Source organism: Sedimentibacter sp. (assembly GCF_032080165.1).
Lineage (GTDB): Bacteria > Bacillota > Clostridia > Tissierellales > Sedimentibacteraceae > Sedimentibacter.
The window spans coordinates 149,285-175,803 of sequence record NZ_DAMASY010000006.1; the positions used below are offsets into that span (position 1 = coordinate 149,285).

Genomic DNA, 26,519 nt, shown 5'->3' on the forward strand with positions numbered 1-26,519 from the left:
GAATGCAACAAAAATAAATAAACACCATATTCGGTGTCTATTATAACATAATTAAATAAATATAAAAATGACTATTTTATATATTGTACGCATTTAACCCTGTTTCCGCATACTTCAAACTTATCGGAAAGACCTTCAACCAACATTAACCCTCTTCCTGATTCGCAAAAGTCATAATCACCATAAGCTTTTTTCTTATAACAAATTCCCGAACCCTCATCAGCTACTTCTATAATAATACAGGATTTATTAATCAATAAATTAATAAAAACCTGTTTGCTTTTATCTTTTCGGTTTCCATGTAATATGCTGTTTATAATTAATTCATTTAGTATTAGCTTCGTGTTAAAGAAAGTATTTTCGCTTACAATGTCTTTTATACTGTCTAAAATTTCCCCAACCGTTATTTTCGCATTGTTTATGTCGCTCTGAAAATTACGCTCAACTTTATAATCCATTATTATTCCTCCAATTGGAAGTAATATACCCATCTACAATGCTTTTAATCAGTTTGAATAAAAATTAACATGAATTCTAACATAAAATTGTACTATTTTTCATTTTCAAAACCCAAAATATTTTCAAACAAATTCCATATTTTTTCAACGCCTAATTTAGATGCTGCTGAAAACGGAATTATTATATTACTATCTGCAATATTCAGTGTTTTCTTAATTATATTAACACTTCTTATTTGCTGAGATTTAGAAAGCTTATCTGCCTTTGAAGCAATAACGTAGCCGGTATATCCGCAGCTTTTTATCCAATCGTACATCTGAATATCGTTATTGCTCGGTTCATGCCTGATATCAACAAGCAAAATTACTTCCTTCAGCTGCTTTCTGTTATGCAAAAATGTATCAATCATTTTAGCCCATTTTTCCTTTTCGGATTTTGATACCTTTGCATATCCGTATCCCGGCAAATCCACAAAATTGAATGCATCATTAATGTTATAAAAATTTAACGTCTGCGTTTTTCCCGGTTGCGAGCTTGTTCTTGCCAGGCTTCTTCTGTTTAACAATGCATTAATCATTGAGGATTTACCTACATTTGATTTGCCTGCAAAAGCAATTTCAGGAACAACCGTATCAGGATATTGTTCTTTTTTGACAGCTGTTATTAGTAATTCTGCTTTTCTTATTATCATATATACCTTCCTTAAGCAATTGATTAGCAATAGATTAGCAATTGTAGTTCATATTACTCATCCACTGATTACCCATTGTTATTCTATTGTTCTTAATGCGTATTTAACGACATCTTCTATTTTATCTGCATATAGTATTTCCATTGAGCGAATTATTTTACTGTCGATTTTTGATGCATCCGGCTTATTCTTAGTACTGAGCACCACTCTTTTTATCCCGGCTCTCTTTGCAGCTAACAGTTTTTCTTTTAATCCGCCTATAGGCAAAACCCTGCCTGTTATTGTAATTTCTCCTGTCATAGCCACATCTTTTCTCACCGGTACATTAGTCAGTGCAGATATAACTGCAGTTGCCATTGTTATTCCTGCAGAAGGACCATCTTTTGGAATTGCTCCCTCAGGTACGTGAATGTGTATATCTGTTTCCTTAAATTTACCGTAATCTATTTTAAATTTGTCGGCATTTGCTTTTATATAGCTTATTGCTGCCATAGCAGATTCCTTCATTACATCGCCTAACTTACCTGTAAGCTGCAACTTGCCGTCACCCTTCATAGTATTTACTTCTATAAACAAGGTTTCTCCGCCAACCTTAGTCCATGCAAGACCTGTTACAACCCCTACCTGATCTTCTTCATATACTAAATCATAATCATATTTTGGAATACCCAGATATTTTTTCAGATTTCCGTTGTTAATTGAAATAGTTTTCTTTTTATTTTCCACTATTTGTACAGCGGCTTTCCTTATTAAGCTTCCTATATTTCGTTCAAGATTACGTACTCCCGATTCACGTGTGTATCTTTCAATTATTTCAGTTATGGCATTTTGCGAAATATTAACTTGAGTTTCCTTTAACCCATGCTCCTTAATTTGTTTTTTAATTAAATATTTTTCGGCTATATTTATTTTTTCAATATCTGTATAACCGGATATTTCTATTATTTCCATTCTGTCTAATAACGGCTCCGGAATGGTGGATGTTGTATTGGCAGTAGTAATGAACATTACATTTTCTAAGTTGAACGGAGCTTCAATATAATGATCGGTAAATGTTTTATTTTGTTCGGGATCCAATACCTCTAACAGTGCTGATGCAGGATCTCCCTTATAATCACTTGCAAGCTTATCTATTTCATCAAGTAAAAATACTGGATTATTTACCTTTGCCTTAGCAATTAATGATATTATTCTTCCCGGTATAGCTCCAATATACGTTCTTCTGTGACCTCTGATTTCCGCTTCATCTCTGACTCCGCCCAATGACATTCGCACGTATTTTCTGTTCATAGCTCTTGCTATGGATTTGGCAACAGATGTTTTACCTACTCCCGGTGGTCCGACAAAGCAAAGTATCGGTCCCTTCATATCTTTATTTATTGATTTCACGGCAAGATATTCGAGTATTCTTTCCTTTACATCATCTAAGCCGTAGTGATCCTCCGACAATATATTTCTTACCTTCTTTAAATCAGTATTATCTTTTGTATTTTTGTTCCAGGGCAGGTCAATAAGCCAATCTACGTATGTTCTTATTACTCCCGCATCAGGTGATGACGAAGAAATTTTTAAAAGTTTGTTTATTTCCTTTTCTGCCTTTTCCTTTACTTCCTTTGGCATATTGATTTTTTTTATTTTTTCCAGATATTCATCAACTTCAAGCTCGATTCCTTCATCTTCACCAAGCTCTTTTTGGATAGCTCTTAATTGTTCTTTTAAATAATAATCCTTTTGAAACTCACTGACTTGTTTTCTCACAAGCTCGCTGATTTCATTTTCAATTTCTAAAACCTTTATTTCCTTAGATAAGTATGCATTAATTGATTCCAATCTTTCATATGGGTCGAATATTTCTAACAGTGATTGCTTTTGCTCATGTTTTAAATAAATATACGATGCAACCACATCAGCAAATTTATCGGGATTTTTTATTTCTTTAAGGGAAATAAGCGCATCCGGTGATATCTTTGTATATATTAACGAATATTCTTCGAAATTTTCCAGGGTCAAGCGAATCATTGCTTCTAATTCATCATTTACCAAGACATCATTATTATAGACATATTCATCTAATATAGCCGCAAAATATGGATCTGCCTGAATAATGGATACAATCTTAGCTCTGTTCACACCTTCAACCAGCACTCTGATATTGTCTCCGGGAAGCTTAATCATTTGTTTAATTTTACAAATAACTCCGACTTCATAAAAGTCATCTTCCTTAGGTGAATCTATGTCTGCTTCTTTTTGTATCGTAAGAAAAATATCTGAATCTTCCAACATTGCTTCTTCTAAAGCATTGATTGATTTTTCTCTTCCAATATCAAAATGCATTATTGCATCGGGAAATATTCCGATTCCTCTGATTGGAATCAGAGGAAGTTTTCTGTTTTCTATACTGTAATTTTCAATCATATAATCTCCTTAGTAAAAACTGCCTGCTATAAGCAGGCAGTTTTAAAGCTTTTCATCAAGATGATAGACGTTGAAAATGTTCGTCCTGCAAGGCGCTGCAAGCCGGGCGACCGCAGCGTATTCAACCATACGTGAGGATTGCCCGGTGAAGCGGCAACGAAGCAGGCGGGCATTTTCAGCTGTCTAAGAGGCATTTTCTTTTTTGTCAGTCAAAGGCTTCTTAGTCAATACCAATTTCGGTTCACTTTTATTAACTATCGTATCCTTTGTTATAACGCATTTTTTAATATCATTTCGAGATGGAATTTCATACATAACATCAGTCATTGTATTTTCAAGTATACCTCTCAAACCTCTTGCGCCTGTTTTTATTTCTAAAGCTCTTTCAGCTATTTCTTCTAAAGCATCTTTTTCTATTTCCAATTCAACATTATCCATTTTGAACAATTCCTTATATTGTTTTACAAGGGAGTTCTTCGGTTCTATTAAAATAGACATTAAAGCTTTTTTATCTAATTTTTCTAAAGCAACCACAACCGGCATCCTGCCCACAAATTCCGGAATTAAACCAAATTTCAATAAATCCTGTGTTTGAACCTGTTGTAAAAGCTTATCAGTATCCATGGCGGAGTTTCCTGAAAGATCCGCACCAAACCCGATACTTTTTTTGCCTATTCTTTTTTGTATTATTTTTTCTATTCCGTCAAAAGCACCGCCCAATATAAATAATATATTTGTAGTGTCTATTTGTATAAACTCTTGATGCGGGTGCTTCCTTCCGCCTTGTGGCGGTACATTTGCAACAGTTCCCTCCAATATTTTAAGAAGTGCCTGCTGCACACCTTCGCCGCTTACATCTCTTGTTATAGAAGGGTTCTCTGAACGTCTCGAAATTTTATCAATTTCATCAATATAAATGATGCCCTTTTCTGCCCTTTCTACATCAAAATCCGCTGCCTGCAATAATTTTAACAGTATGTTCTCAACATCCTCACCAACATAACCTGCTTCTGTCAACGATGTAGCATCTGCAATCGCAAAGGGTACATTTAACAGCTTTGCCAATGTCTGTGCAAGATATGTTTTACCGCTTCCTGTAGGTCCAAGCAATAAAATATTGCTTTTTTGAATATCTACACCATCATCTTTTGCTTTATAATTAATTCTTTTATAATGATTGTATACTGCCACTGCCAAGCTTTTTTTAGCGTAATCTTGTTGAATTACATACTCATCAAGTTTTTCTTTAATTTCTTTTGGTTTTGGAAGTTCAGTAAAATCATATTCCTCGAATAAGTCTATATCGTCATCTACAATGTTATGACATAATTCAATACATTCATCGCAGATATATACGTCAGGACCGGCAATTAATCTTCTTACCTGTTCCTGAGCTTTACCGCAAAACGAGCATTTGATTTGTTTATCATTATTTTTGCTCATTGAAACACTCCTTATTTTCTTTTGGCAATTATATCATCTATTATGCCATACGCTTTCGCTTCCTCCGCTGTCATGAAATTATCTCTGTCAGTGTCGCGTGAAACTTTTTCTATTGACTGACCTGTTTTTTCACTAATGATATTATTTAAAGTATCTCTTATTTTAATTATTCTGTCAGCGTGAATTTTTATGTCAGATGCCTGACCTTTCATCCCGCCAAGCGGCTGATGAATCATTATTTCTGAATTCGGCAGCGCAAATCTTTTTCCTTTTGCTCCTGACAACAGTAAAAATGCACCCATACTTGCAGCCATACCTATACAAATTGTAGATACGTCCGGTTTAATATACTGCATGGTGTCATAGATTGCCATACCTGCTGTTATAGAGCCACCTGGGGAGTTAATATATAGCTGTATATCCTTATCAGGATCCTCTGACTCCAAAAATAACAGCTGTGCAACTATTACGCTTGCTGTTGCATCATTAACTTCATCGCTCAATATGACTATTCTGTCTTTTAACAATCTTGAATATATATCGTAAGATCTTTCGCCTCTGCCTGTTTGTTCAATTACATATGGTACTAAAGCCATAATATTTCCTCCTGATTTATTATATTTCATTATACTATTATTGTACTTATTTATCTTAATATTATCTTAAATTATTTTACTTCACTATCTTCAGCTTCTTTTTTTACAGGTTCTGTAAAAACCGCACTTGCAACAAGCATTTCTATAACTTTTCTCTTTTTAAGAGTTTCTTCGATATAACCTTTACTTGATTCAAGCATGCTGTTTTTGAAAGCTTCCATTCTTTCTTCTTCTACCTGATATGATTTAGCCATTTCTTCTATTTCCTTCATCATATCTTCTTCAGAAGCCTGAATGTTTTCTTTCTTGACTATTGCTTCTAAAACCAATTCGGCTTTTACATTAAATTCTGCTTGATCTCTTGCGCCTTCTTTATATTGGTTAACAAAATTACTTATTATATCATCGTATTCTTTACCGACAAAACCTTGCTGACGGAATTGTTGTTCATAATTTCTTGCTAAATAATCAATTTCTCTTTTAATCAATACTTCAGGTATTTCCACCTTAGCATCTTTTATAATTTTAGTTAATACATTGTTGTCATTTGTAACTTTTGAGGAATCGGCTGCTTTTTTTTCAAGATTTTTTCTTGTATCAGCTTTTAATTCTTCCAAAGTGTCGAATTCACTTATATCTTTTGCAAATTCATCATCTATTTCAGACATTTCCTTTGATTTTATTTCATGAATTTTTACATTAAATACTGCATCCTTGCCTTTTAAGTTTTCAGCATGATATTCTTCAGGGAATGTTACGTTAACTTGAACTTCATCACCTTTATTTTTGCCTATTAACTGTTCTTCAAATCCAGGAATAAATGTGTTGGAGCCAATTTCAAGTGACTGATTTTCAGCAGTGCCTCCTTCAAATTGTTCTTCGCCCACAAAGCCGGCATAATCTATAGTTAAAAAGTCTCCGTTTTGAACAGGTCTGTCAGTAACTTCAACTATTCTTGCATTCTTGTCTTGAATAGCTTTAAGTTCCTTTTCAACGTCTTCGTCGATAACCTTTACTTCCACTTTTTCAACTTCAACACCTTTGTATTCTCCAAGCTCAACTTCAGGCATTACTTCAACCTCAGCAGTTACAACAATGTCTTCACCTATTTCAAATTTCTGAACATCTACCTTAGGGCTGTCAATTACGTCAAGATTTAATTCTGTAACTGCCTTTGGGTATTCTTCCTGAACGGCAAAATCTAAAGCGTCATCATAAAAAATGCTCTTGCCATATTTTTTCTCAATTATATGTCTTGGAGCTTTTCCCTTTCTGAATCCCTGCACATTAATACTATTTTTCGCTTTTAAATATGCTTTATTCACCGCTTCTTCGAATTGATCCGGTGTAACTGTAAATTCAATAGTAACTATGTTTTTTTCTTTTTTAAGTAATTTAGAACTCATTGTTCCTCCTATATATTAAATTATTGTATGATTAAAAGCTAATATTGTTTCAATAAATGAATTCATAAATATATTAATTCGCATTAATAAGTTCCCTTAAAGCGAATTAATATATACTGTTTTCTTCTGTTGCGGACAAATATTTGTCCGCATTTTGATATCAGAACAGTATAACCATTATATTATACCACAATACTTTTCAAAAGCAATAATAATTTGAAATTATTGGAGAATATCGCTAATTCTTTGCTCATTTTGTCATAAAGATTTATAGCTTTAAACACAATCAGGAATTTCCCTTCTTATATTCATATACTCTGCAATTCATAAAAAGATTCATTCCGCTTAAAAAAAAGCAAAGTTTATTTTTAACATATATCATTCCCACTTTCTCCATAACCTTCCCCGAAGCAATGTTGCGTATATCGTGCAAAGCCCGAACAGTTTCGAATCCTACTTCGCTGATTAGAAAGCTAAGAACTTCTTTTAAAATTTCAGTGGCTATCCCCTCATTCCATCTTTTTTTAGCCACAGTATACCCTACTTCACAATATTTTTTACTGTTTTTAACATTAGAAACAGATATAGAGCCGATAACCTCTTCAATTTCCTTATCAACAACAGCCCAATGATAATTTTTTTTACTTTTATAGCCTTCAACCCATTCGGTAACATAGCTTTCTGTTACTTTTTCGTTTTCATGTACACTCCATGCATTATATTTAGCGGCTTCATAATCGCTCGACCAATTTTCATAAACCTCATGGACATCACTCAATCTGAATTTCCTTAATATAAATCTGTCCGTATACAAGGTAACAGTGCCGATATGTTTCATTTTATCTTTTTTATTTAATAAAAACATTTTAGTTCTCTCCGTTGAATGCTGATTTATTCTGTATTTATTTACTACTTAATTATACAATTACTAATTTATTTTGAAAAGTAATTTTACAATTAAAACTTATTTAATTGATTGAATTTTTTTGAAAACAATTATATAATAGTTCTAAGCAGATGACCCAAATTTTAATTTGGTGTCAGTCGCTTATACTGTATGTGAAATAAAATTCTTGCAATTCTTTGAGTATGAGAAGAATCAAATAAACATTGGAGGTTCATATGGAAATAGATAGAGGTATCATTCAAGATAATTACAGTCATAACGTTAAAAACTGTACTGAAAGAAAAGATAAAAAATTTATACCAACCATAGAATCCGTATTGAAGAAGAAACCGATACAAATGCCTAAAGAAATTTATGAAGCAAGCGGTATTAATATATTTGGTAAAAGAATAAAATCACTTATATTTACAACAGATCTTGCAATCATAAAAAATCATAATGCCGATGGAGTTATAGCAGTTTATCCTTTTACTCCTCAAATAGCCATTAACCAGGCAATTATAGAGGTATCCTCAGCCCCTGTTTTCGTAGGTGTCGGCGGAGGTATTACAACCGGACAAAGATCTATAGACATAGCAATAAATGCAGAATTAAACGGCGCATTCGGTGTAGTTATGAATGCACCGGCTCCAAATGATCTCATAATGGAAATGAAAAAAAGATTGGATATTCCTATAATAATTACGATTGTTTCTGAAAGAGAAGACTTTGAATCACGAATAAAATCAGGAGTTTCGATTTTTAATGTTTCAGGCGGTGCCAAAACAGCTAAAATAGTCAAAAAAATAAGAGAAAGTCATCCGAATTTCCCTATTATAGCTACCGGAGGGCCAAATCCCGAAAACATTTCTGCAACGATACAGGCAGGAGCAAACACAATCACATTTACTCCGCCAACCACCGGAGAACTATTCTCCGAAATTATGGACAACTATAGAGAAAGACTATAATTAATATGACCACCTGACGGTGGTCATTATTTTTAATGAATGTTTTTTAAATCCTCTCTATTAGCTTCTATGATGTTGTTTATTTCTCTTATCCTGTCTTGGAGCTTGGACAATATTTCGTCACTGTAATTGTAGGCGCTGACTTTCATTTCCGTTGCTTTTTTTTCTGCTTCCTGAATCAATTGATTGGCGAACTTTTGTGCTTGTTTTGTCACTTCATGTTCTTCGATTAAGTATTTTTGCTGATTATTAACCTTTACAATTAATTCATCTGCTTCTGTTTGTGCTTCATTTAAAATTCTCTGACGTTCTTTTGCAACCCAGGACGCTCTGTTTATTTCGTCAGGCAGCTTCAATCTTATTTCATTGATTACTTCTAAAACCTCTTCTTTATCTATCATTACCTTGTTTGATAAAGGAAATTTTGAACTTTCTTCAATAATATCTTCAATTCTTTCTAACAAATTTAGTATGTCCATATTAAATCCTCCCAAGTTTTTTATGTATTTCTTGTCCAACATTTATTGGAACTAAATCTTCAAAGACACCGCCATGTTCGGCAACATCCTTTATCATGCTTGAGCTCAAAAAAGAATATTCCGATGAGGCAACTAAAAAAATTGTTTCTAATTTATGATTCAGATGTTTATTAATACTTGAAATAGCCAATTCATATTCATAATCAGATACCGCTCGTAATCCTCTTACAATCAAATTGATATTGTTTTTTTCACAGTATTCAACAACTAACCCTTCTGTATAATCAACAGTAACATTATGTAAATGAGTTGTAGCTCCTTTTACCATATTACATCTTTCCTGTATATCAAACCAGTATTTCTTTTCTTTATTGTTAAATACTGTTACCACTACTTCATCAAATTTGCTTGAAATTCTGTTAATAATGTCAAGATGACCTAATGTGATAGGATCAAAACTTCCGGTATATAAAACTTTCATTTTTTATTAATGTTCCTCCGTATATTTAAAAATGCTTATTCTTGTTCTTCCATAAATTTTCTCTTTATATTTTATCACGTTTGTATCAATATTATCAATTACTTTTTCTGATTCATCGCTTTCAATTATCAATAGACCGTCAGGCTTTAATAAACCGTGTTCAAATACCTTTAATGCAATATTTGAACTGCAGTTTAATGCATATGGAGGATCAGCAAATATATAATCAAATTTAACATTTTCATTGGATAAATTAACAATTGCCTTTTCATAATCATTCATTATTACCTTTGCTCTGTCAACAAATTTGCATAACTCAAGATTTTTTTTAACATAGCTTAAGCTTTTACGGGATAAATCAACGAAATAGGCTAACTTAGCACCTCTTGCCAAAAATTCTATACCTACGCTTCCGGAACCGGCAAATAAATCTAATACTATTGAATCCTCTTCAATAATACCTATCATATTAAATATTGCTTCTTTAATTTTATCGCCGGTTGGTCTCACCGACATTCCATCCGGTGCATACAGTTTCATACCCTTGTTGGTTCCGGAAATTATCCTCATACAATACCTCCTACGTCAATTAAATATTATAGTTTCGTCCTTGAATAGGTTTATTATTGCATTTTTTAGAATTTTGTATTCTTCGCCTTTCAAATACGGGTTTTCTGTCATAATCTTCTTTGAAATTTGTTGGGCACTTTCGACCACTTCGATATCGTTTACTATATTTTGAATTTCATACTTTGAAAGTCCGCTCTGCCTTATACCGAAAAAATCTCCCGGTCCTCTAAGCTTCAAATCTTCTTCAGCAATTACGAAACCATTGTTTGTGCTTCTCAATATATTCATTCTTTGAGCTGATTTTTTAGATCTGCTCTCATTTAATAGTATGCAGTACGATTGATGCTTGCCTCTTCCGACTCTTCCTCTCAGCTGATGGAGCTGTGCAAGCCCGAATCTTTCAGCATTTAACACCATCATAATAGTTGAATTAGGAACATTAACTCCCACCTCAATAACCGTAGTTGAAACCAATATTTTTATTTTTCCTTCATAAAATCTTTTGATTATTTCTTCTTTTTCAGAATTGTTCATTTTTCCATGCAAAAGTCCTAATTCATAGTCTGAAAAATATGTATCCTTTAATTCATTAAAAACCTTTGTGGCTGAATTCAACCCCATTTCCTCTGATTCTTCAATAAGAGGGGCTACTATGTATGCCTGTCTTCCTTCATCCACCTGTTGTTTTATAAAATTATATCCGTCTTGTTTGTCCTGCTCTCTTAAAACATTTGTTATAACCTTTTGTCTCCCCGGCGGCATTTCATCAATTACAGATAAATCTAAATCACCGTAAATCATTAACGCCAAAGTTCTTGGTATGGGAGTAGCCGTCATAACAAGTATATCAGGATTTTTTCCCTTTGTTGAAAGTATAGCACGCTGTCTGACGCCAAAACGATGCTGCTCATCAGTAATAACGAGACCTATGTTTTTAAACTCAACATTGCTTTCTATCAGCGCATGGGTGCCGATTATTATATCTATTTCCCCGCTTTTCAGTCTTTCCAGAATTATTTTTTTATCTTTTGTCTTAGCTGAACCGGAAAGGAGTGAAATATTTAAATTTATATTTGCCATAGCCAAATATTCTTTAATAGTTTCAAAGTGCTGCAATGCCAATATTTCTGTAGGTGCCATCATAGCGGTCTGATAGCCTGAAGCAACGGCTGATAGCAATGCATATATTGCAACTATAGTCTTTCCGGAACCTACATCACCCTGGACTAATCTATTCATTGGCTTTTCCATACTCATATCATTTTTAATTTCTTCTATAACTTTAAGCTGAGCGTTAGTAAGCTTATAAGGTATAGACCCTATAAGCTTATCAGAAAGTTGCGTATTCAATATTTGATTGCCGGCAGAATTGTTTCTTAAATTGCCTTTTATAGACATAAGCCCAAGCTGCATTATCAAAAGCTTTTCAAATGCAATTGTTTTTTTAGATATCTTATATTTTCTGCCGTTCTCAGGAAAATGCAAACTTTTTATTGCGCATTTTCTTGAGGTTAATTTATATTCAGTGCATATATGATAAGGTAATACATCTTCGATTTTATCGTAATATACTTTTAGCGCTTCCATTGTTAATTTTGTAAGCTCATTGTTTGTCAGTCCGTAAGTCAAACCATAGACAGGTGTAATTTTATTTGCTTTCCAATCATTACGGCAAAGCTCAATTTCAGGATTTACCATTTCAAATTTACCGTAAGCAGCTTTGACTGTTCCAAAAATATAATAATATTCACCGACAAACAATTTATCCATTAAAAAATCCTGATTAAAAAACGTAATAGTTATAAAACCTGTTTCATCCTTCCCGACAAGCTTTATTATGGACATGTTTTTCTTAATTTTAGATTTTAGAGGGTTATCAAAAAGCTTGATTTTCAGAAGACATTTTAAATTATCTGATAATTCGTTTATTTTCTTTACAGTTCTTCTATCTTCATATTTAACGGGGAAATAATTAAGTAAATCTTCAACAGTAAAAATATCCAATTTATTTAATTTTTCTGCTCTTTTAGGTCCTACTCCCTTTAAATATTGTATATTAATATCAAGCATATTCACCCTCATGTGGAAATCCTTCGCTACGCTTAGGATGACAGTTTATTCAACCGAAATAATATAGTAGTACAAAGGCTGCCCGCCATATATTATCTCAACATCGCATTCTTCTGCTATTTCTTCTATTTGTTCTTTAAGTGCTTCGGCTGTCTTTTTATCGACCTTGTCACCATAAAACAGTGTTATAAGGAAGCTGTCTTCATCAACCATGTTTTCTATTAGTTTAAGTGTCTGCTCTTCGGGATTATCACCGTGTGAAACAATTTTACCCTCACTTATGGCGATTATTTCATCCTTTTTAATTTCCATATCATCAAAAACAGTATCTCTTACAGCATATGTCACCTGTCCTGTCTTTACCTCAGATACTGCATCCGTCATAGCTTTTATATTCTCTTCAACGCTCATTTCATACTTAAAAGCAAGAAGTGCGGTTATACCCTGCGGTATACTTTTTGAAGGAATAACATGCAGGTTTTTATCAGATATTTCTTTTGCCTGAGTTGCAGCTAATATTATATTGCTGTTGTTTGGTAAAATTATTATATTATCTGCATTTATACTGTTGGCAACTGCCAAGATATCCTCAGTGCTTGGATTCATAGTCTGTCCGCCCGACAAAAATTCATCTACATTTAAGTCAGTAAATACCTTTTTAATGCCATCGCCCATTCCTATTGAAACAAAGCCGTATTTCTTCTTTTCTTGATTTTGCTTTGAGTTTTTCAATCTTTCTCTGAATTGTTCCTTCATATTGTCTATTTTAATTTTAGCTAATTCACCATATTTAACAGCGATTGCAAGAATTTGTCCCGGATTGTTTGTATGGATGTGAACTTTAATGAGCTTTTCATCACCGACACATACGATTGAATCACCCTTATCATAAATCTTGCTTAGAAATTCTTCCGGACTTCTGGAAGGATTTTTAATAAAAAATTCTGTACAGTAAGTAAATATAATTTCATCCTCACTACTAAATCCTAATACTTCATTTTCTGTTTCAATAACCTTAATTTCATTTTTTTCCTGTTTAATTTCAACGCCTTTTAACGCGGCTAAAGCACCTTCCAACAAAAAGATAAGTCCTTTTCCTCCGGCATCAACTACATCTGCCTGCTTAAGAACTTTTAACATTTCAGGTGTTCTTCTCAATGTATCCTTAGCCTGCTCTATCAAGCTTTCCAGAAATAAAGAAATATCTTCAAAATCAATATATGTAACCATGGCTTTTTCAGCTGTTTCTCTCGCAACAGTCAATATAGTACCCTCAACAGGTCTCATAACTGCTTTATATGCTGTATCAGAAGCAGATTTAAATGACTCAGCAATTGCTTTGCTGTCTATTTTATTTACTCCCTTGAGTCCTTTTGCCATACCTCTGAACAACTGCGATAATATTACACCTGAATTTCCTCTTGCCCCCATTAAAGAACCATTTGCAGCTGCATCGGCAATCTGTGTAATTGTGCTTTCACTTAGGTTGTTAATTTCCTTAACAGCTGATTGTACCGTTAAATTCATATTGGTACCGGTATCTCCGTCAGGAACCGGGAATACATTTAGCGAATCCACTATTGCTTTATTATTTTCCAAGTTAACAGCGGCACCTAAAAGCATTCTTTTGAATGTAACATTATCTATATACTTAATTATCATTTTAGCCTCCTACAGTTATTTTTGTACTCTGACACCTTGTACAAAAATATTTACATTCTCCACTGAAACTCCAGAAAAAGTTTCTACGCTGTATTTTATTCTGGATATGATATTATCCGCAACAACAGATATTTTAACGCCATATTGTAATACTATATATAAATCAATATTTAACTTGTCATCTATTGAAGTTACTTTTATGCCCTTTGTAAGCTGATCTCTTCTCAACAGTTCAAAAATACCTTCAGTTGCATTTCTTGAAGCCATACCAACCACTCCGTAGCATTCCATAGCAGCTAAACCGGCCAAGGTTGCAAACACCTGATCATCCATGGTTATATTTCCATATTCATTAATGATTTTTACTGACATACATACCTCCTATATATTTTTTTAAATAATATTACATACAAACTTATTATAACCTTTTTATGACTATTTTACAATAAAATATACCTTATGTATAAACACAAGTTATTTTTATTATACTAATTTAAATTTGATATTGCAATATTTAAATTTTAATGGTAGAATTATAAAGTTAAAATTGTTAAACAATATGTTTAAGCAAATCGAAATTATAAAATCATAAGGTTTTAGATAAATGGGAGGTGTATAGCATGGCAAATTATTGTGAAGTATGTGGAAAAGGTGCTATATCAGGCAACAGTATAACACATAGTGATAAAAAAATAAAAAGAACTTGGAAACCAAACGTAAGAAAAATAAATGTTATGGAAAATGGAATTTCCGTAAGAAAAACAGTTTGTACAAGATGTATGAGATCAAATAAAGTACAACGTGCTGTATAAGCATTGAAATAGTGGCTGCTAAGCCATTATTTTTTTATAGCCCTAACCCCATTTGTACGAGCGATAGCGAAGTACAGATGGCGGTAGGTCTTATGCAAGGAATTCCAAATCTGTGCGAACGACAGTGAGCAAACAGATTTGATGAATTCTACTGCTATGCCTTCTACTAGAATAACCTAAAAAGGGTGCATCCCAACACTATCAGAAGCAATCCAAAAACCAAAAGCCATATTTTTATAGGCAGAATCTGCACAATAATTAATGCCCCTATAACAGCAATCATTAAACCGACAACTTCTGTAAACTTAATTTTAGGTCCGCAAGGAATGCCATTTTTCTTTTTTCTTTTAAAATAATTCATAAAAACCCCCCAAGAACGATAGATTAGCAATGGATATGCTATGGAATATCAATGGATAATCAATTGATAATTTGATCAAATAAACAGTATTACTTAATATATACTATTCAACCACAATAAAAAAAATACAAAGAAGTTTTTATTCTTTGTATTTTATCAATTGCAGATCTATTGCCAATCAATTGATTAGAACTCTGCGTTTTTTGGTGTTCTTGGGAATGGTATAACGTCTCTTATATTACCCATACCTGTCAGATACATTATTAATCTTTCAAAGCCGAGACCGTATCCTGAATGCTTTACTCCGCCGTACTTTCTTAATTCCAAGTACCACCACATTCCCTCTTTTTCTACTCCCATTTCTTCCATGCGTTTTTCTAACATGTCTAATCTTTCTTCTCTCTGGCTGCCTCCTATTAATTCACCGATGCCGGGCACAAGTAAATCCATTGCCGCAACAGTCTTGTTATCTTCATTCATACGCATATAGAAGGCTTTTATGTCTTTAGGATAGTTAGTTACAAATACAGGCTTACCGAATATTTTTTCTGACAAATATCTTTCATGTTCAGTTTGAATATCAGTTCCCCACTGAACAGGATAATCGAAATTATCATTGTTTTTCTCTAATATCTCTATAGCATCAGTATAATCAATTCTACCGAATTCTGAATTTACAACATTGTTAAGCTTGTCATACAAGCCTTTTTCTACGAAGGAATTGAAAAATTCCATTTCTTCCTTTGCATTTTCCATTACATAGCTTATAACATACTTTACCATGTCCTCTGCTAACTGCATGTTATCATTCAAATCAGCAAAGGCAATTTCAGGCTCTATCATCCAAAATTCTGCCGCGTGCCTTGTAGTATTGGAGTTTTCAGCTCTGAATGTCGGTCCGAACGTATAAACATTTTTAAAAGCAAGAGCAAATATCTCGGCTTCCAATTGCCCGCTTACGGTAAGATTTGCCGATTTGCCGAAAAAGTCATTAGTATAGTCAGTTTTTCCGTCAATCTTTTCTATATTGTCCAAATCAAGTGCTGTCACTCTGAACATTTCGCCGGCTCCTTCAGCATCACTTGCCGTTATAATCGGCGGATGAGCGTATATGAATCCTCTTTCATTGAAAAATCTATGTATCGCATATGCAGCAAGAGATCTTACGCGAAACACTGCAGCAAATGTATTCGTTCTCGGTCTTAAGTGAGCTATGGTTCTTAAGTATTCAAGCGAATGTCTTTTTTTCTGCAATGGATAGCCGGGATCAGATTCTGCTTCCATGATTATTTCCGTTGCCTTTATTTCAAAAGGTTGTTTTGCTTCCGGTGTTAACAGTAAATTACCTTTAACCGTAATCGCACTTCCTGTAGAGTATTTTTTAACCTCATCAAAATTACTTAAATTATTTTCAAAAACAACCTGAACATTTTTCATAAATGTTCCGTCATTTAATTCAATAAATCCAAAATTTTTAGAGTCTCTTATAGTTCTAATCCAGCCTTCGGCGATTACTTCCTTGTCGGCGAATTTTTCCGGAGATTTAAACAAATCTCTCATATCTGTTGCTTTCATGAATCCTCCTAATGTTTCTTAATTATTTATATAATATTAATCTTTTGAAATAAAAACAAAGGCACTTCCTTTGTTTAATTTAATTAGGCCAACATCTTCTGATACTTCATTGCTTATGCACAATGTCGATCCTCTTTCTACATTTATATTGTTCAGAGGATATTTGAAGCCCTCTAACGTTAAGCCTTCAATATTTTCTGACAATGGTATCAGAGAAACGTAATAATTTTTTCTGAAGGGTATTATCATACTTTCAGTAACAATTTGGATAAAATTATTATTGTCTATTATTCTTATATTAATATCTTTTTTATAATATTTTTCTATTAACAGCATATTAGCAACAGTATGGTCCAATCTCGTTCCTGATGCACCAACCAAAACTATATCATTAAATCCCATTTTAACGGCATGGCTGATTGCCAATTCCATGTCGGTATAGTCTTTTTCGGATGGAAATTTAACTGTTTCAATATTTAAATTTTTATAATCTTCCAACACAGATTTATTGACCGAGTCAAAATCACCCAAAATTAAATTTGGAATCAATCCAAGCTTTTTTACCTTTTCAAGTCCGCCGTCGGCACATATAACATAATCAACATTTAAATCTTCGATATGGCTTTTATCAATATCACTGCCATTTCCTACAATAAGAGTCGTCATTTTATTTTACCATCTTTTGCTTGAACATTTTAGTTTGTAATACAACATCTTCTGCCTTGTATATTGCCGAGCCGGCAACAATCACATTGGGACCCCAGCTCAAAACTTCTTCAACATTGTCTAATGTTATACCGCCGTCTATCTCAACATCAATATTTAAATTGTAATCCTTTATCATTTGGGTTAATTCTTCACATTTATACTTAACATTTTTAATCAGCTTCTGTCCGCCGAAGCCTGGATTTACGCTCATGAGCAGCACCATATCAACATCTCTTATTATTTCTTTAAGAGTTGAAACGGGAGTAGCGGGATTTAAGGATACACCTGCCTTTAATCCTAAGGATTTAATTTTTTGAATTGTTCTGTGCAAATGAACGCTTGCCTCCTGATGTACTGTTATTATGTCTGCACCTGCATTATAAAAATCTTCTATATAATCATCCGGATTTTCTATCATAAGATGGACATCAAAAGTAAGCTCGGTTATACCTCTCAAGCTTTTAACTACATCGGGACCAATTGTGATATTTGGTACAAAGTGCCCATCCATTACATCTATGTGTATATAATCTGCTCCGCCTTCTTCGATTAGCTTTATTGCTTCTCCAAGCTTAGAAAAATCGGCGGATAATATAGAAGGCGATAATTTATTCATGTTTCCTCCCATTGACAGGGACATTCCTTTTATCAAGCGAAGACTTTCCCTGATTAAAAAGGTGTGTCCCTCTTCCTATTTTTTTTATTCTTTTTTATTTCGTCCAATAATTTAACGTAATTGTTATATCTGATTTCACTTATATTGCCCTCTTCTACGGCTCCCTTTATAACACAATCAGGTTCTTTTTTATGAAGGCAATCCAAAAATCTGCAGCCTGAATCATATTTCTTTATTTCGGGATAATATTCTTTAAGCTCAAATTCTCCCACTCCGTTTAATTCAAAGGAGCTAAATCCGGGAGTGTCAACAACATAGCCCCCAAGGTTTAATTTGTATATTTCCGCATGTCTGGTTGTATGTCTTCCTCGTTTTAGCTTTTCACTGATTTCACCTGTTTCAAGATTAAAATCCGGTTGAATTGCATTCATCAATGACGATTTTCCCACACCGGACGGACCGGAAAACACACTTAATTTACCCTTTAATATATTTGTAAGTTCATTGATTGAATTTTCATCATATATGCTTGTAAAAATAATCTTATAACCGGTATTTATAAAAATATTCTCATATTCTCTTTTTAATTTTTCATCTGCAAAGTCAGATTTATTAAAGCATATAACCGGCTTTAAATTATTTATTTCAGCAGCAATTAATAATTTATCAAGAAGTAAAAAGCTTGGCTCCGGATTAGTTACAGCAAAAAATATCAGCAGCTGTTCAACATTGGCAACAGGAGGTCTTAGCATTTCATTTTTTCTGTCCTTGATTTCTTCTATATAACCGCATGTTTCATCCTCTTCGGTTAATCTGATTAAAACATTATCACCTACTAACGGCTTAATATTTTTTAATCTGAACAGACCTCTTGCTCTGCATTCAATTAATCCAACTTCCGTATCCACGTAATAATTACCCCCAACACCTTTTATTATGACACCTTCAATCATAAAAACTCCTATTCAAATTTTATTTCAACTTTATCATAAAGTTCATTGTCAATATAAATTTCGAAAACTTGAGTTCCCGTGCCTTCAACATTTATTATAATACTTTGCTCAGATGTATCAACATCATTTGAATAAACTATTTCTCTTCCGCCTTCAGCTATTCTTTGAACTACTATATAAACCTCATCCTTATTCTTTGGTAATGATATAGTCAATGGATAAGTTCCTGAACCACCGGGTTCTTCACCGTCGCCATCACCCGGTTCCTCAGTACCCGGATCTTCCGTATCCGGCTTACCCGAGCTCACTGTCAGCCATATAGTTGTTCCCAGTGCAACATCCTGACCTGCAGGCACGCTTTGATTAATAACAAAGCCCTCCTCCACAGTATCGCTGGGCTCGGGAGTAACCTCGCCTACTATTAATCCGTACTGTATTATATATGCTTTTGCAGCGTCTAAAGGTAAATCTGTCACACCCGGCATCACAACGTACGTTATCTTTGGTCCAAGACTTACTACATAATCAACCTTGTCATTTTCATTGGCAGGAGTACTTTGTATCGGATCTTGTCTGATTATTTGTCCGGCAGTAACAGTATCAGAATTCTCTTCGGTAACATCACCCTCGGATAATCCTGCATCTGCTAATATTATACCTGCTTCTATTGCATATCTTCCTACTAAATTAGGTACAATTATTTCTTTTTGACCTCTGCTTACAACAACCTCTACAGGATAATTTTCCTTAAGCTTCATGCCTTCATCAACACTTTGCTCCATTATCCTTCCTTCTTCATACTCGTTGCTGTATTCACGCTTAGCAACCTCAAAAACTAACCCTAAACCCTCGATAGTTTGTTTTCCTTCTTCCTCTGACATGTTTAGTAAATCAGGAACTTCAACCTCAGGCACATACATTATCGCCTTAAATGCAATTATACCGCCTACTACCGCTATTACTAAAGCACTTAATACTGCCGCAACGGTTATTTTTAAATTTCTTTTTCTTTCTGCGTCATTTGTTTTTTGGTCTTCTTTTTTGTGTTTATTTTTAATTTCTTCCTCGGTATCTTCTCCAAAGAAGCTTTTAAACGCATTATTTGAATTTCCGTCAATTAAATCTATGTTAATAACATTATTATCGTTGATGTCATCAGTTATAACAGGTATAACCATCGTAGGCGAATCAATAATTTCGTCATCCTCCGAATTATTGCCTGTACTAAATCCGTTTAATGCATCCAGGCTTTTGATTAAATCATCGATATTTTGATATCTGAAGCTCTGATGCTTTTCAAGACATTTCATGATTATATCTTCATAAGCTTTCGATATATTGAGGTTTTTAACCTTCTTGGTAGGTAGGACAGGCTTTTCCTGTATCTGCTTCATAGCTACAGAAATATGATTGTCGGCATCGAATGGCACAAGTCCCGTAACCATTTCATACATAACAATTCCCAAGGAATATATGTCGGATTTATCATCCACATATCCCCCTCTTGCCTGCTCAGGTGAAAAATAATGAACCGAGCCGATAACATTAGAAGTGTTATTGATTGTAGAGCTTGTAGCGGCCCTTGCGATTCCGAAATCAGTTATCTTTGCTATACCGTCTTCTGTAATCAGTATGTTATGAGGTTTTATGTCTCGGTGTACAATATTATTGGAATGTGCATGCTTTAATGCTTCTGCCATTTGTCTTGAGATTTTAACGGCTTCCTGCTCGCTTAGTCTGCCTTTTCTGTTAATGTATTTCTTTAAGGTTTCGCCTTTAACATACTCCATAACTATATAATATATATCATCTTCAATTCCTGTGTCATATATATTTACTATGTTAGGATGTGCCAGGCTTGCGGCAGATAAAGATTCCTGCTTGAATTTATTTACAAAATCAGGATCGGAAGTTAATTCATCTCTCAATATTTTAATTGCAACAAAGCGGTTTAATACCTTGCATCTGGCTTTGTAGACATATGACATGCCTCCGCCGCCTATTTTTTCTATTATTTCATATCTATTTCCTAATATTCTACCTATCATAAGTTTCACCTCTAATGGTATTGTCAACGATAATTATGGTAATATTGTCAGTACCTCCGTTATCATTGGCTGATTTGATTAATCTTTGTACGCTTTCCGAACTGCCGTATTCTTTAATTGTTTCCTTAATTTTATCATCAGATAAATGTGTGGTAAGTCCGTCAGTACATAAAAGCATTATGTCATTTTCAACCTCTATTTCAAATATATCAGCATGTACAAAATCTTCACTGCCAACGGCCCTCGTTATTACATTTCTCTTCGGGTGTGTCTTTGCTTCCTCTGTAGTGATTCTTCCGTCTTTTAACAGTTCATGCACATATGTGTGGTCTTCTGTTATTTGTTCTATTACATCATCCTTGATTATATATGCCCTGCTGTCTCCAACATTGCCGATATAAGCGGTTTTTATGGAATGGTCAACAACTGCCATTGTTATGGTTGTTCCCATTCCTGCATATTCTTCCTTATTCAGTGATTCTTTTCTTATTTCATCATTGGCTTTGCTTATACTTTCGATAATAAATGTGGGAGCTTTAAACTCCTCTGATTCAAAGCTTTTTATAAAGCAATCCTTTATAATGTCAATTGCTATAGAGCTTGCAACCTCTCCTGCTTTGTGTCCGCCCATGCCGTCGGCAACCGCATAAAGATTATATCTGTCAGTTTCTTCAACTATAAAATTATCTTCATTGTTTTCTCTCATTAATCCTTTATTTGTTTCGAAATATACCCTCATATAGCACCTCTATATATTTAAAAAGTTATTTCTTAGTTGACCACATGCAGCATTGATATCACTTCCAAGTTCTCTTCTTACAGTTGCGTTTATTCCTTTATCGACTAAAACTTTTTTGAATTTTTCAATATCAAGATTATCTGATGGCTTTATATTTGCTTCCTTAACATAATTACAAGGAATTAAGTTAACATTAGCTAATTTTCTGTTTAACAGTCTTGCTAAAAGCTCTGCATCCAAAGCACTGTCATTAAAACCCTTTATCATAATGTACTCAAAGGTTAGACGTCTTCCGGTTTTTTCAAGATAATAATCACATGCCTTCATTAATTCAGGAAGCTTATATTTCTTTGAAACAGGAAGTATTTGCTCTCTTTTTTCCTGAGTCGGAGCATGAAGAGATATGGCTAATGTAATTGCCAAATCCTCATCAGCAAGTTTATAAATATCAGGTATAATGCCGCATGTAGAAAGAGTAATTTTTCTCATGGAAATATTTTGGCCTCTCTCGTCATTTATTAACCTTAAAAACTTAACCACATTGTCATAGTTGTTAAGCGGCTCACCGGAGCCCATAATCACAACATTCGATATTTTTTCGCCGATATCTTTTTGTATCAGATATATTTGCTTAAGCATTTCTGCTGCTGTTAAACTTCTCAAATAACCATTTTTAGTTGACGCGCAAAAAAGACAACCCATTTTGCATCCCACTTCAGATGAAATACATGCAGTATTGCCGAATTTATATTTCAAAAATACACTTTCTACAACATTTCCGTCCTCAAATTTAATGACGTACTTTTTTGTTTCATCAAGCTTAGATTCAAGTTTTAATTCAATTGAAGCATCAGTAAATTCAAATATCTTACTTAATTCTTCCTTTGTTTTCTTGGACACATTGGACATGCCGTCAAAATCATCAATACATTTATTATGTACCCAGTCAAATATTTGCTTTGCTTTAAACTTCTGCTCGCCTATTTCCAAAAGAGCTTTCTCAATTTCCGCTAAGCTTAAATCATCAATTTTTCTCATTCTTTACCTTCTATAACTATCATTTTGACGGGGACATTCCTTTAAGGTCTATCTACAACGACTTATCCATCCTTAAAGGTGTGTCCCCCTTCAGCTTACATGAAATACTTCGCTGCATTCAGGATGACAAATTAAAATTTTGTCAATTATATCATATCCTTTTTATTTTCGCAATAAAAAAGCCATCCATCCCGTGTAAATGCGGATATATCTCAATATATCCCTGTCCTGCCGCAGTAAAATATTTATGGATATTTTCAGATATATCGGCTAAAACATAATCCTTATTATTTTTCAGGAACCTATTAATAAGTTCGAAATTTTCTTCTGAATTTGTGGTGCAGGTAGAATATACCAATTCCCCTGATGCCTTTATATATTTTGAAGCATTCTCAAGTATTTTATATTGAATTTCTTTTATGTCATTTAGTTCCTTATCCGTTTTGTTGTATTTTATTTCCGGTTTTCGCCTTATTATTCCGAGTCCGGTACAAGGAACGTCCGCTATAACATAGTCTGCTTTTTCAATTAATGATTCATCTAATTTAGTCGCATCATATTCTTCAACCTTAACATTATTTATACCTAATCTTTTTAATTCATTGTCAATGAGCTTCAACTTTTCCGGATATATGTCTCTTGAAATTATTTTTCCTGTGTTATTCATCATTTCCGCAGCATTCAGTGTCTTGCCCCCGGGAGCCGCACACATATCAATTAAAAGTGAGTTTTCCTTCGGATTTAGTATTTGCCCGGAAAGCATTGAGCTTTCACTTTGAATAGAAAAAAACCCGTTTTTATATTCTATTGTTTTATCTATTTCAAAAGGATTTTCAATTACTAAGCCCTTATCAGCATATTTGCATTTATACGCCTTTATGCCTTTTTCTTCAAAGAGTTTAATTAACTCATCTCTTTGAATTTTGAGGGTGTTAACTCTGATTTCCAACGGGGCCTCGGTATTATTAGCTATTAATACCTGTTCGATATCCTTACCGAATTGCTTTTTCCATTTAATAATCAATTCCTTCGGATATGAATATTTAACACTTAGGTATTCATCCTCAGGTAATTCATTCATCTTCGCTATAAGATTATCCTTATTGCGCAATATATTTCTGAGTACTGCATTAACAAATTTTGAGCCCCTTACGTTACCTTTATCCTTAATATATTGAACACTTTCATTTACAACTATGTTTTCATGCGATTTATCTAAAAAGAATATCTGATATACGGCTAATCTCAGCACAGTCAAGACATCAATTTCCATTTTTTTTGTCTTCGTAACGGATACCTCATTGATAACCCAGTCTATATATATTAAATTTTCGATAACTCCTAAAACAGATTTACGGTACAATGAAAGAAACCTATTATCAATATTTTTCATATCATTGTTTATCACTATGTTTGAATAGGATTTATCCTTAAATATTTTTTTTAGTGTTTCAATTGCCTGTGTTCTGTAGCTGTTATTCATAATACCATCCATAGTTTCTCTGTCTTTGAGGGCTCAGCCCGAAAGATACCCTAACCTTATTATTATATCATTAATATAACCAAATAACAAAGAATATTTTATGATTTAATATGCATTTGATTTAAATAATATATAAAACAGCATTATCAGATCATTTAAAACAGACGATATTTAAGCCAAATTGTTCCTGCATATCTTGAATATTTTTTAAAACAATTTTGTTGCATTTTTTCATAATTTGGGATATACTATGTGTATACATTATGTGTTGCGGAGGTGTAATTTTATGCAGACTAATATTGTTAAATGGGGTAATTCTCAAGGTATAAGACTTCCTAAAGTTCTTTTGGAAAGTGCAGATCTTGTGGAAAGCGACGTTGTTGATGTTACGGTTGAAAACGGAAATATAATTATAAAAAAAGCAGAAAGCAAAAATAAATTTAAAACAATTCAGGAAAGATTTGAAGGCTTCAACGGTGAATATGAACCCGTAGAAATAGATTGGGGATCACCAAAAGGTGAGGAATTATGGTAAGACAAGGAGATATAATCAAATTGGATTTTAACCCGCAAAGCGGTCATGAACAAGCCGGTTACAGACCTGCCGTGGTTGTAAGCAATGATTTTTTTAATTCAAAAGTCAACATGACCATAGTGTGCCCGATAACAAATACGCAAAGACCTTTCCCCTTGCATATACCCCTTGATGACAGAACAAAAACAACAGGGGTCGTTTTATGTGAGCACATTAAATCCTTGGATTTGAATTCTCGTACCTACAAGAGAATCGAACGGGTTCCCGATGATATATTAGAAGAAATTATTGCAACGGTTTTTTCTCAAATTGAAAAATGAGGAGTACAAGCTATCCTCATTTTTTCTGATTATTAGGAGTAAGTTGATCAAAATACAGCATAGCGTCAAAGCATGTTTCTACATTAACGTTCATTGCAAAGAACTCAGATGCAAAGGCTTTTAATTTACTAAATTTATCGCCAATCATAGTCAGCCTCCATGCAGATATGCCTGCTTGCTTCAAATATTCAGATGTACAGAACTTTATACTTGGCAATTCCGCACCGATAGTATCTATTAATGAGCCTGTGCGTTCAATAGAAAATTCTTTTCTCTTTCTTCTGTTTTCGCGTGCCAAAAAAGAATTCTTCTTAGCTTCGGTTACAATAGTATAATAATCATCTCCAAGGTAATTTGATAAATGATGTCCCATAGTAATCTCCTGTATATTTATAACATCATATGAACGATAATTATCCAGAACATGAAAATTATGGGCAAATATTAAAACATTCTCATTATTATAATGCTTCAATTCGTGTTCCATAATCCATAGTACATTTTCTGCCATCATACGATCTCTGACATTACCCCCTTCTAAGCCCGGTACTGATACGAATTCGTAATTCATTTGTATGGAGCTGAGTATATGTGAAATATAATCAAATTCATATTCTTCTATAGATTCACTTTTTAGCAATTCAATTAATACATTTTCTATCTTTTTAATAGTTTTCTGATTTATTTGCTTTTCATATTCCAATCTATTAGATTTCAGTGTTTTTACATCTATGTCCGAATATCCTTTTTCGTTGAGAAATCTATTAATAACTTCTACTGCTTGATATATGTTCTGAATATCAACACCGTAAAAATTGACATTTTCACTTTCAATCCATGATAACAACCGGTCCATTTCATCGTTGTTATATAAGCCGTAAAACCCTATAGGCATTTTTCGATCGTTATCATAAAAGGAATGAATTTGATTTATTATGGCACCATCTCCCACCTGCTCTTCTAAGACGAATGCTACATTACCTTTTTCTTCTTTAATTTTCTGAAGTATTTGAACTGTAACATCATATGGTTCTGCATTTCCGTGGGTAACAGTGCCTATTGCTATAACACGTGCATCAGGCAGAGTAAAATTATCCGGCAACGATAATTGACGATATTCATAATCGGGAGAAGGAAGAATAAAATATAATACAATATTAAACAATATTATGAAGTACTACTGTGACTAAAATAAAAAGTAT

General features: G+C 33.5%; 27 protein-coding genes. 4 read left to right on the top strand and 23 right to left on the bottom strand.

What is annotated here, in order from left to right:
* Positions 1 to 71 precede the first annotated feature (71 nt).
* The 7 genes from RT412_RS10520 to RT412_RS10550 all read right to left on the bottom strand — a co-directional run bounded on the left by RT412_RS10520 (position 72) and on the right by RT412_RS10550 (position 7,875).
* On the bottom strand, positions 72 to 458 hold the full coding sequence (locus tag RT412_RS10520; RefSeq protein WP_313343400.1) for an ATP-binding protein: 387 nt from the start codon (positions 456 to 458) through the stop codon (positions 72 to 74).
* A gap of 92 nt (positions 459 to 550) precedes the next feature.
* On the bottom strand, positions 551 to 1,150 hold the full coding sequence (gene yihA / locus RT412_RS10525) for a ribosome biogenesis GTP-binding protein YihA/YsxC (RefSeq protein WP_313343403.1): 600 nt from the start codon (positions 1,148 to 1,150) through the stop codon (positions 551 to 553).
* A gap of 78 nt (positions 1,151 to 1,228) precedes the next feature.
* On the bottom strand, positions 1,229 to 3,565 hold the full coding sequence (lon, locus tag RT412_RS10530) for an endopeptidase La (protein WP_313343406.1): 2,337 nt from the start codon (positions 3,563 to 3,565) through the stop codon (positions 1,229 to 1,231).
* Positions 3,566 to 3,748: 183 nt separating this feature from the next.
* Positions 3,749 to 5,008 carry an ATP-dependent Clp protease ATP-binding subunit ClpX gene (gene clpX, locus RT412_RS10535; RefSeq protein WP_313343409.1) on the bottom strand — a complete coding sequence of 420 codons (1,260 nt, stop codon included), beginning with the start codon at positions 5,006 to 5,008 and terminating at the stop codon, positions 3,749 to 3,751.
* A gap of 11 nt (positions 5,009 to 5,019) precedes the next feature.
* Positions 5,020 to 5,604 (bottom strand): ATP-dependent Clp endopeptidase proteolytic subunit ClpP, encoded by a 585-nt coding sequence (gene clpP / locus RT412_RS10540; protein ID WP_313343412.1) that lies wholly within the window; start codon positions 5,602 to 5,604, stop codon positions 5,020 to 5,022.
* 71 nt (positions 5,605 to 5,675) lie between these two features.
* A complete protein-coding gene (tig, locus tag RT412_RS10545; RefSeq protein WP_313343415.1) occupies positions 5,676 to 7,010 on the bottom strand; it encodes a trigger factor in 1,335 nt (444 codons plus the stop codon).
* A 286-nt stretch (positions 7,011 to 7,296) separates the two neighbouring features.
* Positions 7,297 to 7,875: a GNAT family N-acetyltransferase gene (locus tag RT412_RS10550; protein ID WP_313370605.1), complete on the bottom strand. Its 579-nt coding sequence runs from the start codon at positions 7,873 to 7,875 to the stop codon at positions 7,297 to 7,299.
* Between the two features lie 257 nt (positions 7,876 to 8,132).
* Here RT412_RS10550 and RT412_RS10555 point away from each other — a divergent pair, with 257 nt between their 5' ends.
* Positions 8,133 to 8,867: a hydrolase gene (locus tag RT412_RS10555; RefSeq protein WP_313346845.1), complete on the top strand. Its 735-nt coding sequence runs from the start codon at positions 8,133 to 8,135 to the stop codon at positions 8,865 to 8,867.
* 32 nt (positions 8,868 to 8,899) lie between these two features.
* Here the strand turns inward: RT412_RS10555 and RT412_RS10560 are convergent, their stop codons facing one another.
* From RT412_RS10560 to RT412_RS10585, 6 genes are read right to left on the bottom strand one after another with little or no spacing between them, the layout of a single operon-like run.
* Positions 8,900 to 9,346, bottom strand: a complete 447-nt coding sequence (locus RT412_RS10560) for an ATPase (protein ID WP_313346843.1) — start codon at positions 9,344 to 9,346, stop codon at positions 8,900 to 8,902.
* A 1-nt stretch (position 9,347) separates the two neighbouring features.
* Positions 9,348 to 9,827 (bottom strand): pantetheine-phosphate adenylyltransferase, encoded by a 480-nt coding sequence (gene coaD, locus RT412_RS10565; protein WP_313346840.1) that lies wholly within the window; start codon positions 9,825 to 9,827, stop codon positions 9,348 to 9,350.
* Between the two features lie 6 nt (positions 9,828 to 9,833).
* Positions 9,834 to 10,397, bottom strand: a complete 564-nt coding sequence (gene rsmD / locus RT412_RS10570; protein WP_313346837.1) for a 16S rRNA (guanine(966)-N(2))-methyltransferase RsmD — start codon at positions 10,395 to 10,397, stop codon at positions 9,834 to 9,836.
* A 15-nt stretch (positions 10,398 to 10,412) separates the two neighbouring features.
* The gene (gene recG, locus RT412_RS10575) at positions 10,413 to 12,467 is read right to left on the bottom strand and encodes an ATP-dependent DNA helicase RecG (RefSeq protein ID WP_313346835.1); all 2,055 of its coding nucleotides are present in this window, start codon (positions 12,465 to 12,467) and stop codon (positions 10,413 to 10,415) included.
* 45 nt (positions 12,468 to 12,512) lie between these two features.
* Positions 12,513 to 14,129: a DAK2 domain-containing protein gene (locus RT412_RS10580; RefSeq protein WP_313346832.1), complete on the bottom strand. Its 1,617-nt coding sequence runs from the start codon at positions 14,127 to 14,129 to the stop codon at positions 12,513 to 12,515.
* Between the two features lie 15 nt (positions 14,130 to 14,144).
* Entirely contained in the window at positions 14,145 to 14,501 is a 357-nt protein-coding gene (locus RT412_RS10585; protein WP_313346829.1) for an Asp23/Gls24 family envelope stress response protein, read from the bottom strand.
* 248 nt (positions 14,502 to 14,749) lie between these two features.
* Between RT412_RS10585 and rpmB the strand changes: the two genes are divergently transcribed.
* Positions 14,750 to 14,941 (top strand): 50S ribosomal protein L28, encoded by a 192-nt coding sequence (gene rpmB, locus RT412_RS10590; RefSeq protein WP_313346826.1) that lies wholly within the window; start codon positions 14,750 to 14,752, stop codon positions 14,939 to 14,941.
* Positions 14,942 to 15,107: 166 nt separating this feature from the next.
* Here rpmB and RT412_RS10595 read toward each other — a convergent pair whose 3' ends face one another.
* The 9 genes from RT412_RS10595 to rsmB all read right to left on the bottom strand — a co-directional run bounded on the left by RT412_RS10595 (position 15,108) and on the right by rsmB (position 24,462).
* On the bottom strand, positions 15,108 to 15,302 hold the full coding sequence (locus RT412_RS10595; protein WP_313346823.1) for a hypothetical protein: 195 nt from the start codon (positions 15,300 to 15,302) through the stop codon (positions 15,108 to 15,110).
* A 186-nt stretch (positions 15,303 to 15,488) separates the two neighbouring features.
* On the bottom strand, positions 15,489 to 16,877 hold the full coding sequence (gene asnS, locus RT412_RS10600; protein ID WP_313346820.1) for an asparagine--tRNA ligase: 1,389 nt from the start codon (positions 16,875 to 16,877) through the stop codon (positions 15,489 to 15,491).
* 36 nt (positions 16,878 to 16,913) lie between these two features.
* Positions 16,914 to 17,543, bottom strand: coding sequence for a thiamine diphosphokinase (locus tag RT412_RS10605; protein ID WP_313346812.1), 630 nt, complete (start codon positions 17,541 to 17,543; stop codon positions 16,914 to 16,916).
* 1 nt (position 17,544) lies between these two features.
* Positions 17,545 to 18,201 (bottom strand): ribulose-phosphate 3-epimerase, encoded by a 657-nt coding sequence (gene rpe, locus RT412_RS10610; protein ID WP_313346810.1) that lies wholly within the window; start codon positions 18,199 to 18,201, stop codon positions 17,545 to 17,547.
* A 53-nt stretch (positions 18,202 to 18,254) separates the two neighbouring features.
* Positions 18,255 to 19,154: a ribosome small subunit-dependent GTPase A gene (gene rsgA, locus RT412_RS10615; RefSeq protein WP_313346807.1), complete on the bottom strand. Its 900-nt coding sequence runs from the start codon at positions 19,152 to 19,154 to the stop codon at positions 18,255 to 18,257.
* An 8-nt stretch (positions 19,155 to 19,162) separates the two neighbouring features.
* Positions 19,163 to 21,202, bottom strand: a complete 2,040-nt coding sequence (gene pknB / locus RT412_RS10620) for a Stk1 family PASTA domain-containing Ser/Thr kinase (protein WP_313370657.1) — start codon at positions 21,200 to 21,202, stop codon at positions 19,163 to 19,165.
* A complete protein-coding gene (locus RT412_RS10625) occupies positions 21,192 to 21,941 on the bottom strand; it encodes a Stp1/IreP family PP2C-type Ser/Thr phosphatase (protein ID WP_313346799.1) in 750 nt (249 codons plus the stop codon). Before RT412_RS10625 ends, pknB begins: the two co-directional genes overlap by 11 nt.
* A gap of 9 nt (positions 21,942 to 21,950) precedes the next feature.
* Positions 21,951 to 22,979 carry a 23S rRNA (adenine(2503)-C(2))-methyltransferase RlmN gene (gene rlmN, locus RT412_RS10630; RefSeq protein WP_313346796.1) on the bottom strand — a complete coding sequence of 343 codons (1,029 nt, stop codon included), beginning with the start codon at positions 22,977 to 22,979 and terminating at the stop codon, positions 21,951 to 21,953.
* Positions 22,980 to 23,130: 151 nt separating this feature from the next.
* Positions 23,131 to 24,462 (bottom strand): 16S rRNA (cytosine(967)-C(5))-methyltransferase RsmB, encoded by a 1,332-nt coding sequence (gene rsmB, locus RT412_RS10635; protein ID WP_313346793.1) that lies wholly within the window; start codon positions 24,460 to 24,462, stop codon positions 23,131 to 23,133.
* A 286-nt stretch (positions 24,463 to 24,748) separates the two neighbouring features.
* Between rsmB and RT412_RS10640 the strand changes: the two genes are divergently transcribed.
* Both RT412_RS10640 and RT412_RS10645 read left to right on the top strand, forming a co-directional pair.
* Positions 24,749 to 24,997, top strand: coding sequence for an AbrB/MazE/SpoVT family DNA-binding domain-containing protein (locus RT412_RS10640; RefSeq protein ID WP_313346790.1), 249 nt, complete (start codon positions 24,749 to 24,751; stop codon positions 24,995 to 24,997).
* Positions 24,991 to 25,317, top strand: coding sequence for a type II toxin-antitoxin system PemK/MazF family toxin (locus tag RT412_RS10645; protein ID WP_313346788.1), 327 nt, complete (start codon positions 24,991 to 24,993; stop codon positions 25,315 to 25,317). Before RT412_RS10640 ends, RT412_RS10645 begins: the two co-directional genes overlap by 7 nt.
* Before the next feature lie 16 nt (positions 25,318 to 25,333).
* Here RT412_RS10645 and RT412_RS10650 read toward each other — a convergent pair whose 3' ends face one another.
* Positions 25,334 to 26,482 carry an erythromycin esterase family protein gene (locus RT412_RS10650; RefSeq protein WP_313346785.1) on the bottom strand — a complete coding sequence of 383 codons (1,149 nt, stop codon included), beginning with the start codon at positions 26,480 to 26,482 and terminating at the stop codon, positions 25,334 to 25,336.
* Positions 26,483 to 26,519: the final 37 nt, after the last annotated feature.

What these genes read in the sequence shown, in the direction of transcription:
- RT412_RS10520 (WP_313343400.1), bottom strand. Translation starts at nt 458, where the DNA reads ATGGATTATAAAGTTGAGCGTAATTTTCAGAGCGACATAAACAATGCG.
- yihA (WP_313343403.1), bottom strand. Translation starts at nt 1,150, where the DNA reads ATGATAATAAGAAAAGCAGAATTACTAATAACAGCTGTCAAAAAAGAA.
- lon (WP_313343406.1), bottom strand. Translation starts at nt 3,565, where the DNA reads ATGATTGAAAATTACAGTATAGAAAACAGAAAACTTCCTCTGATTCCA.
- clpX (WP_313343409.1), bottom strand. Translation starts at nt 5,008, where the DNA reads ATGAGCAAAAATAATGATAAACAAATCAAATGCTCGTTTTGCGGTAAA.
- clpP (WP_313343412.1), bottom strand. Translation starts at nt 5,604, where the DNA reads ATGGCTTTAGTACCATATGTAATTGAACAAACAGGCAGAGGCGAAAGA.
- tig (WP_313343415.1), bottom strand. Translation starts at nt 7,010, where the DNA reads ATGAGTTCTAAATTACTTAAAAAAGAAAAAAACATAGTTACTATTGAA.
- RT412_RS10550 (WP_313370605.1), bottom strand. Translation starts at nt 7,875, where the DNA reads ATGTTTTTATTAAATAAAAAAGATAAAATGAAACATATCGGCACTGTT.
- RT412_RS10555 (WP_313346845.1), top strand. Translation starts at nt 8,133, where the DNA reads ATGGAAATAGATAGAGGTATCATTCAAGATAATTACAGTCATAACGTT.
- RT412_RS10560 (WP_313346843.1), bottom strand. Translation starts at nt 9,346, where the DNA reads ATGGACATACTAAATTTGTTAGAAAGAATTGAAGATATTATTGAAGAA.
- coaD (WP_313346840.1), bottom strand. Translation starts at nt 9,827, where the DNA reads ATGAAAGTTTTATATACCGGAAGTTTTGATCCTATCACATTAGGTCAT.
- rsmD (WP_313346837.1), bottom strand. Translation starts at nt 10,397, where the DNA reads ATGAGGATAATTTCCGGAACCAACAAGGGTATGAAACTGTATGCACCG.
- recG (WP_313346835.1), bottom strand. Translation starts at nt 12,467, where the DNA reads ATGCTTGATATTAATATACAATATTTAAAGGGAGTAGGACCTAAAAGA.
- RT412_RS10580 (WP_313346832.1), bottom strand. Translation starts at nt 14,129, where the DNA reads ATGATAATTAAGTATATAGATAATGTTACATTCAAAAGAATGCTTTTA.
- RT412_RS10585 (WP_313346829.1), bottom strand. Translation starts at nt 14,501, where the DNA reads ATGTCAGTAAAAATCATTAATGAATATGGAAATATAACCATGGATGAT.
- rpmB (WP_313346826.1), top strand. Translation starts at nt 14,750, where the DNA reads ATGGCAAATTATTGTGAAGTATGTGGAAAAGGTGCTATATCAGGCAAC.
- RT412_RS10595 (WP_313346823.1), bottom strand. Translation starts at nt 15,302, where the DNA reads ATGAATTATTTTAAAAGAAAAAAGAAAAATGGCATTCCTTGCGGACCT.
- asnS (WP_313346820.1), bottom strand. Translation starts at nt 16,877, where the DNA reads ATGAAAGCAACAGATATGAGAGATTTGTTTAAATCTCCGGAAAAATTC.
- RT412_RS10605 (WP_313346812.1), bottom strand. Translation starts at nt 17,543, where the DNA reads ATGACGACTCTTATTGTAGGAAATGGCAGTGATATTGATAAAAGCCAT.
- rpe (WP_313346810.1), bottom strand. Translation starts at nt 18,201, where the DNA reads ATGAATAAATTATCGCCTTCTATATTATCCGCCGATTTTTCTAAGCTT.
- rsgA (WP_313346807.1), bottom strand. Translation starts at nt 19,154, where the DNA reads ATGATTGAAGGTGTCATAATAAAAGGTGTTGGGGGTAATTATTACGTG.
- pknB (WP_313370657.1), bottom strand. Translation starts at nt 21,202, where the DNA reads ATGATAGGTAGAATATTAGGAAATAGATATGAAATAATAGAAAAAATA.
- RT412_RS10625 (WP_313346799.1), bottom strand. Translation starts at nt 21,941, where the DNA reads ATGAGGGTATATTTCGAAACAAATAAAGGATTAATGAGAGAAAACAAT.
- rlmN (WP_313346796.1), bottom strand. Translation starts at nt 22,979, where the DNA reads ATGAGAAAAATTGATGATTTAAGCTTAGCGGAAATTGAGAAAGCTCTT.
- rsmB (WP_313346793.1), bottom strand. Translation starts at nt 24,462, where the DNA reads ATGAATAACAGCTACAGAACACAGGCAATTGAAACACTAAAAAAAATA.
- RT412_RS10640 (WP_313346790.1), top strand. Translation starts at nt 24,749, where the DNA reads ATGCAGACTAATATTGTTAAATGGGGTAATTCTCAAGGTATAAGACTT.
- RT412_RS10645 (WP_313346788.1), top strand. Translation starts at nt 24,991, where the DNA reads ATGGTAAGACAAGGAGATATAATCAAATTGGATTTTAACCCGCAAAGC.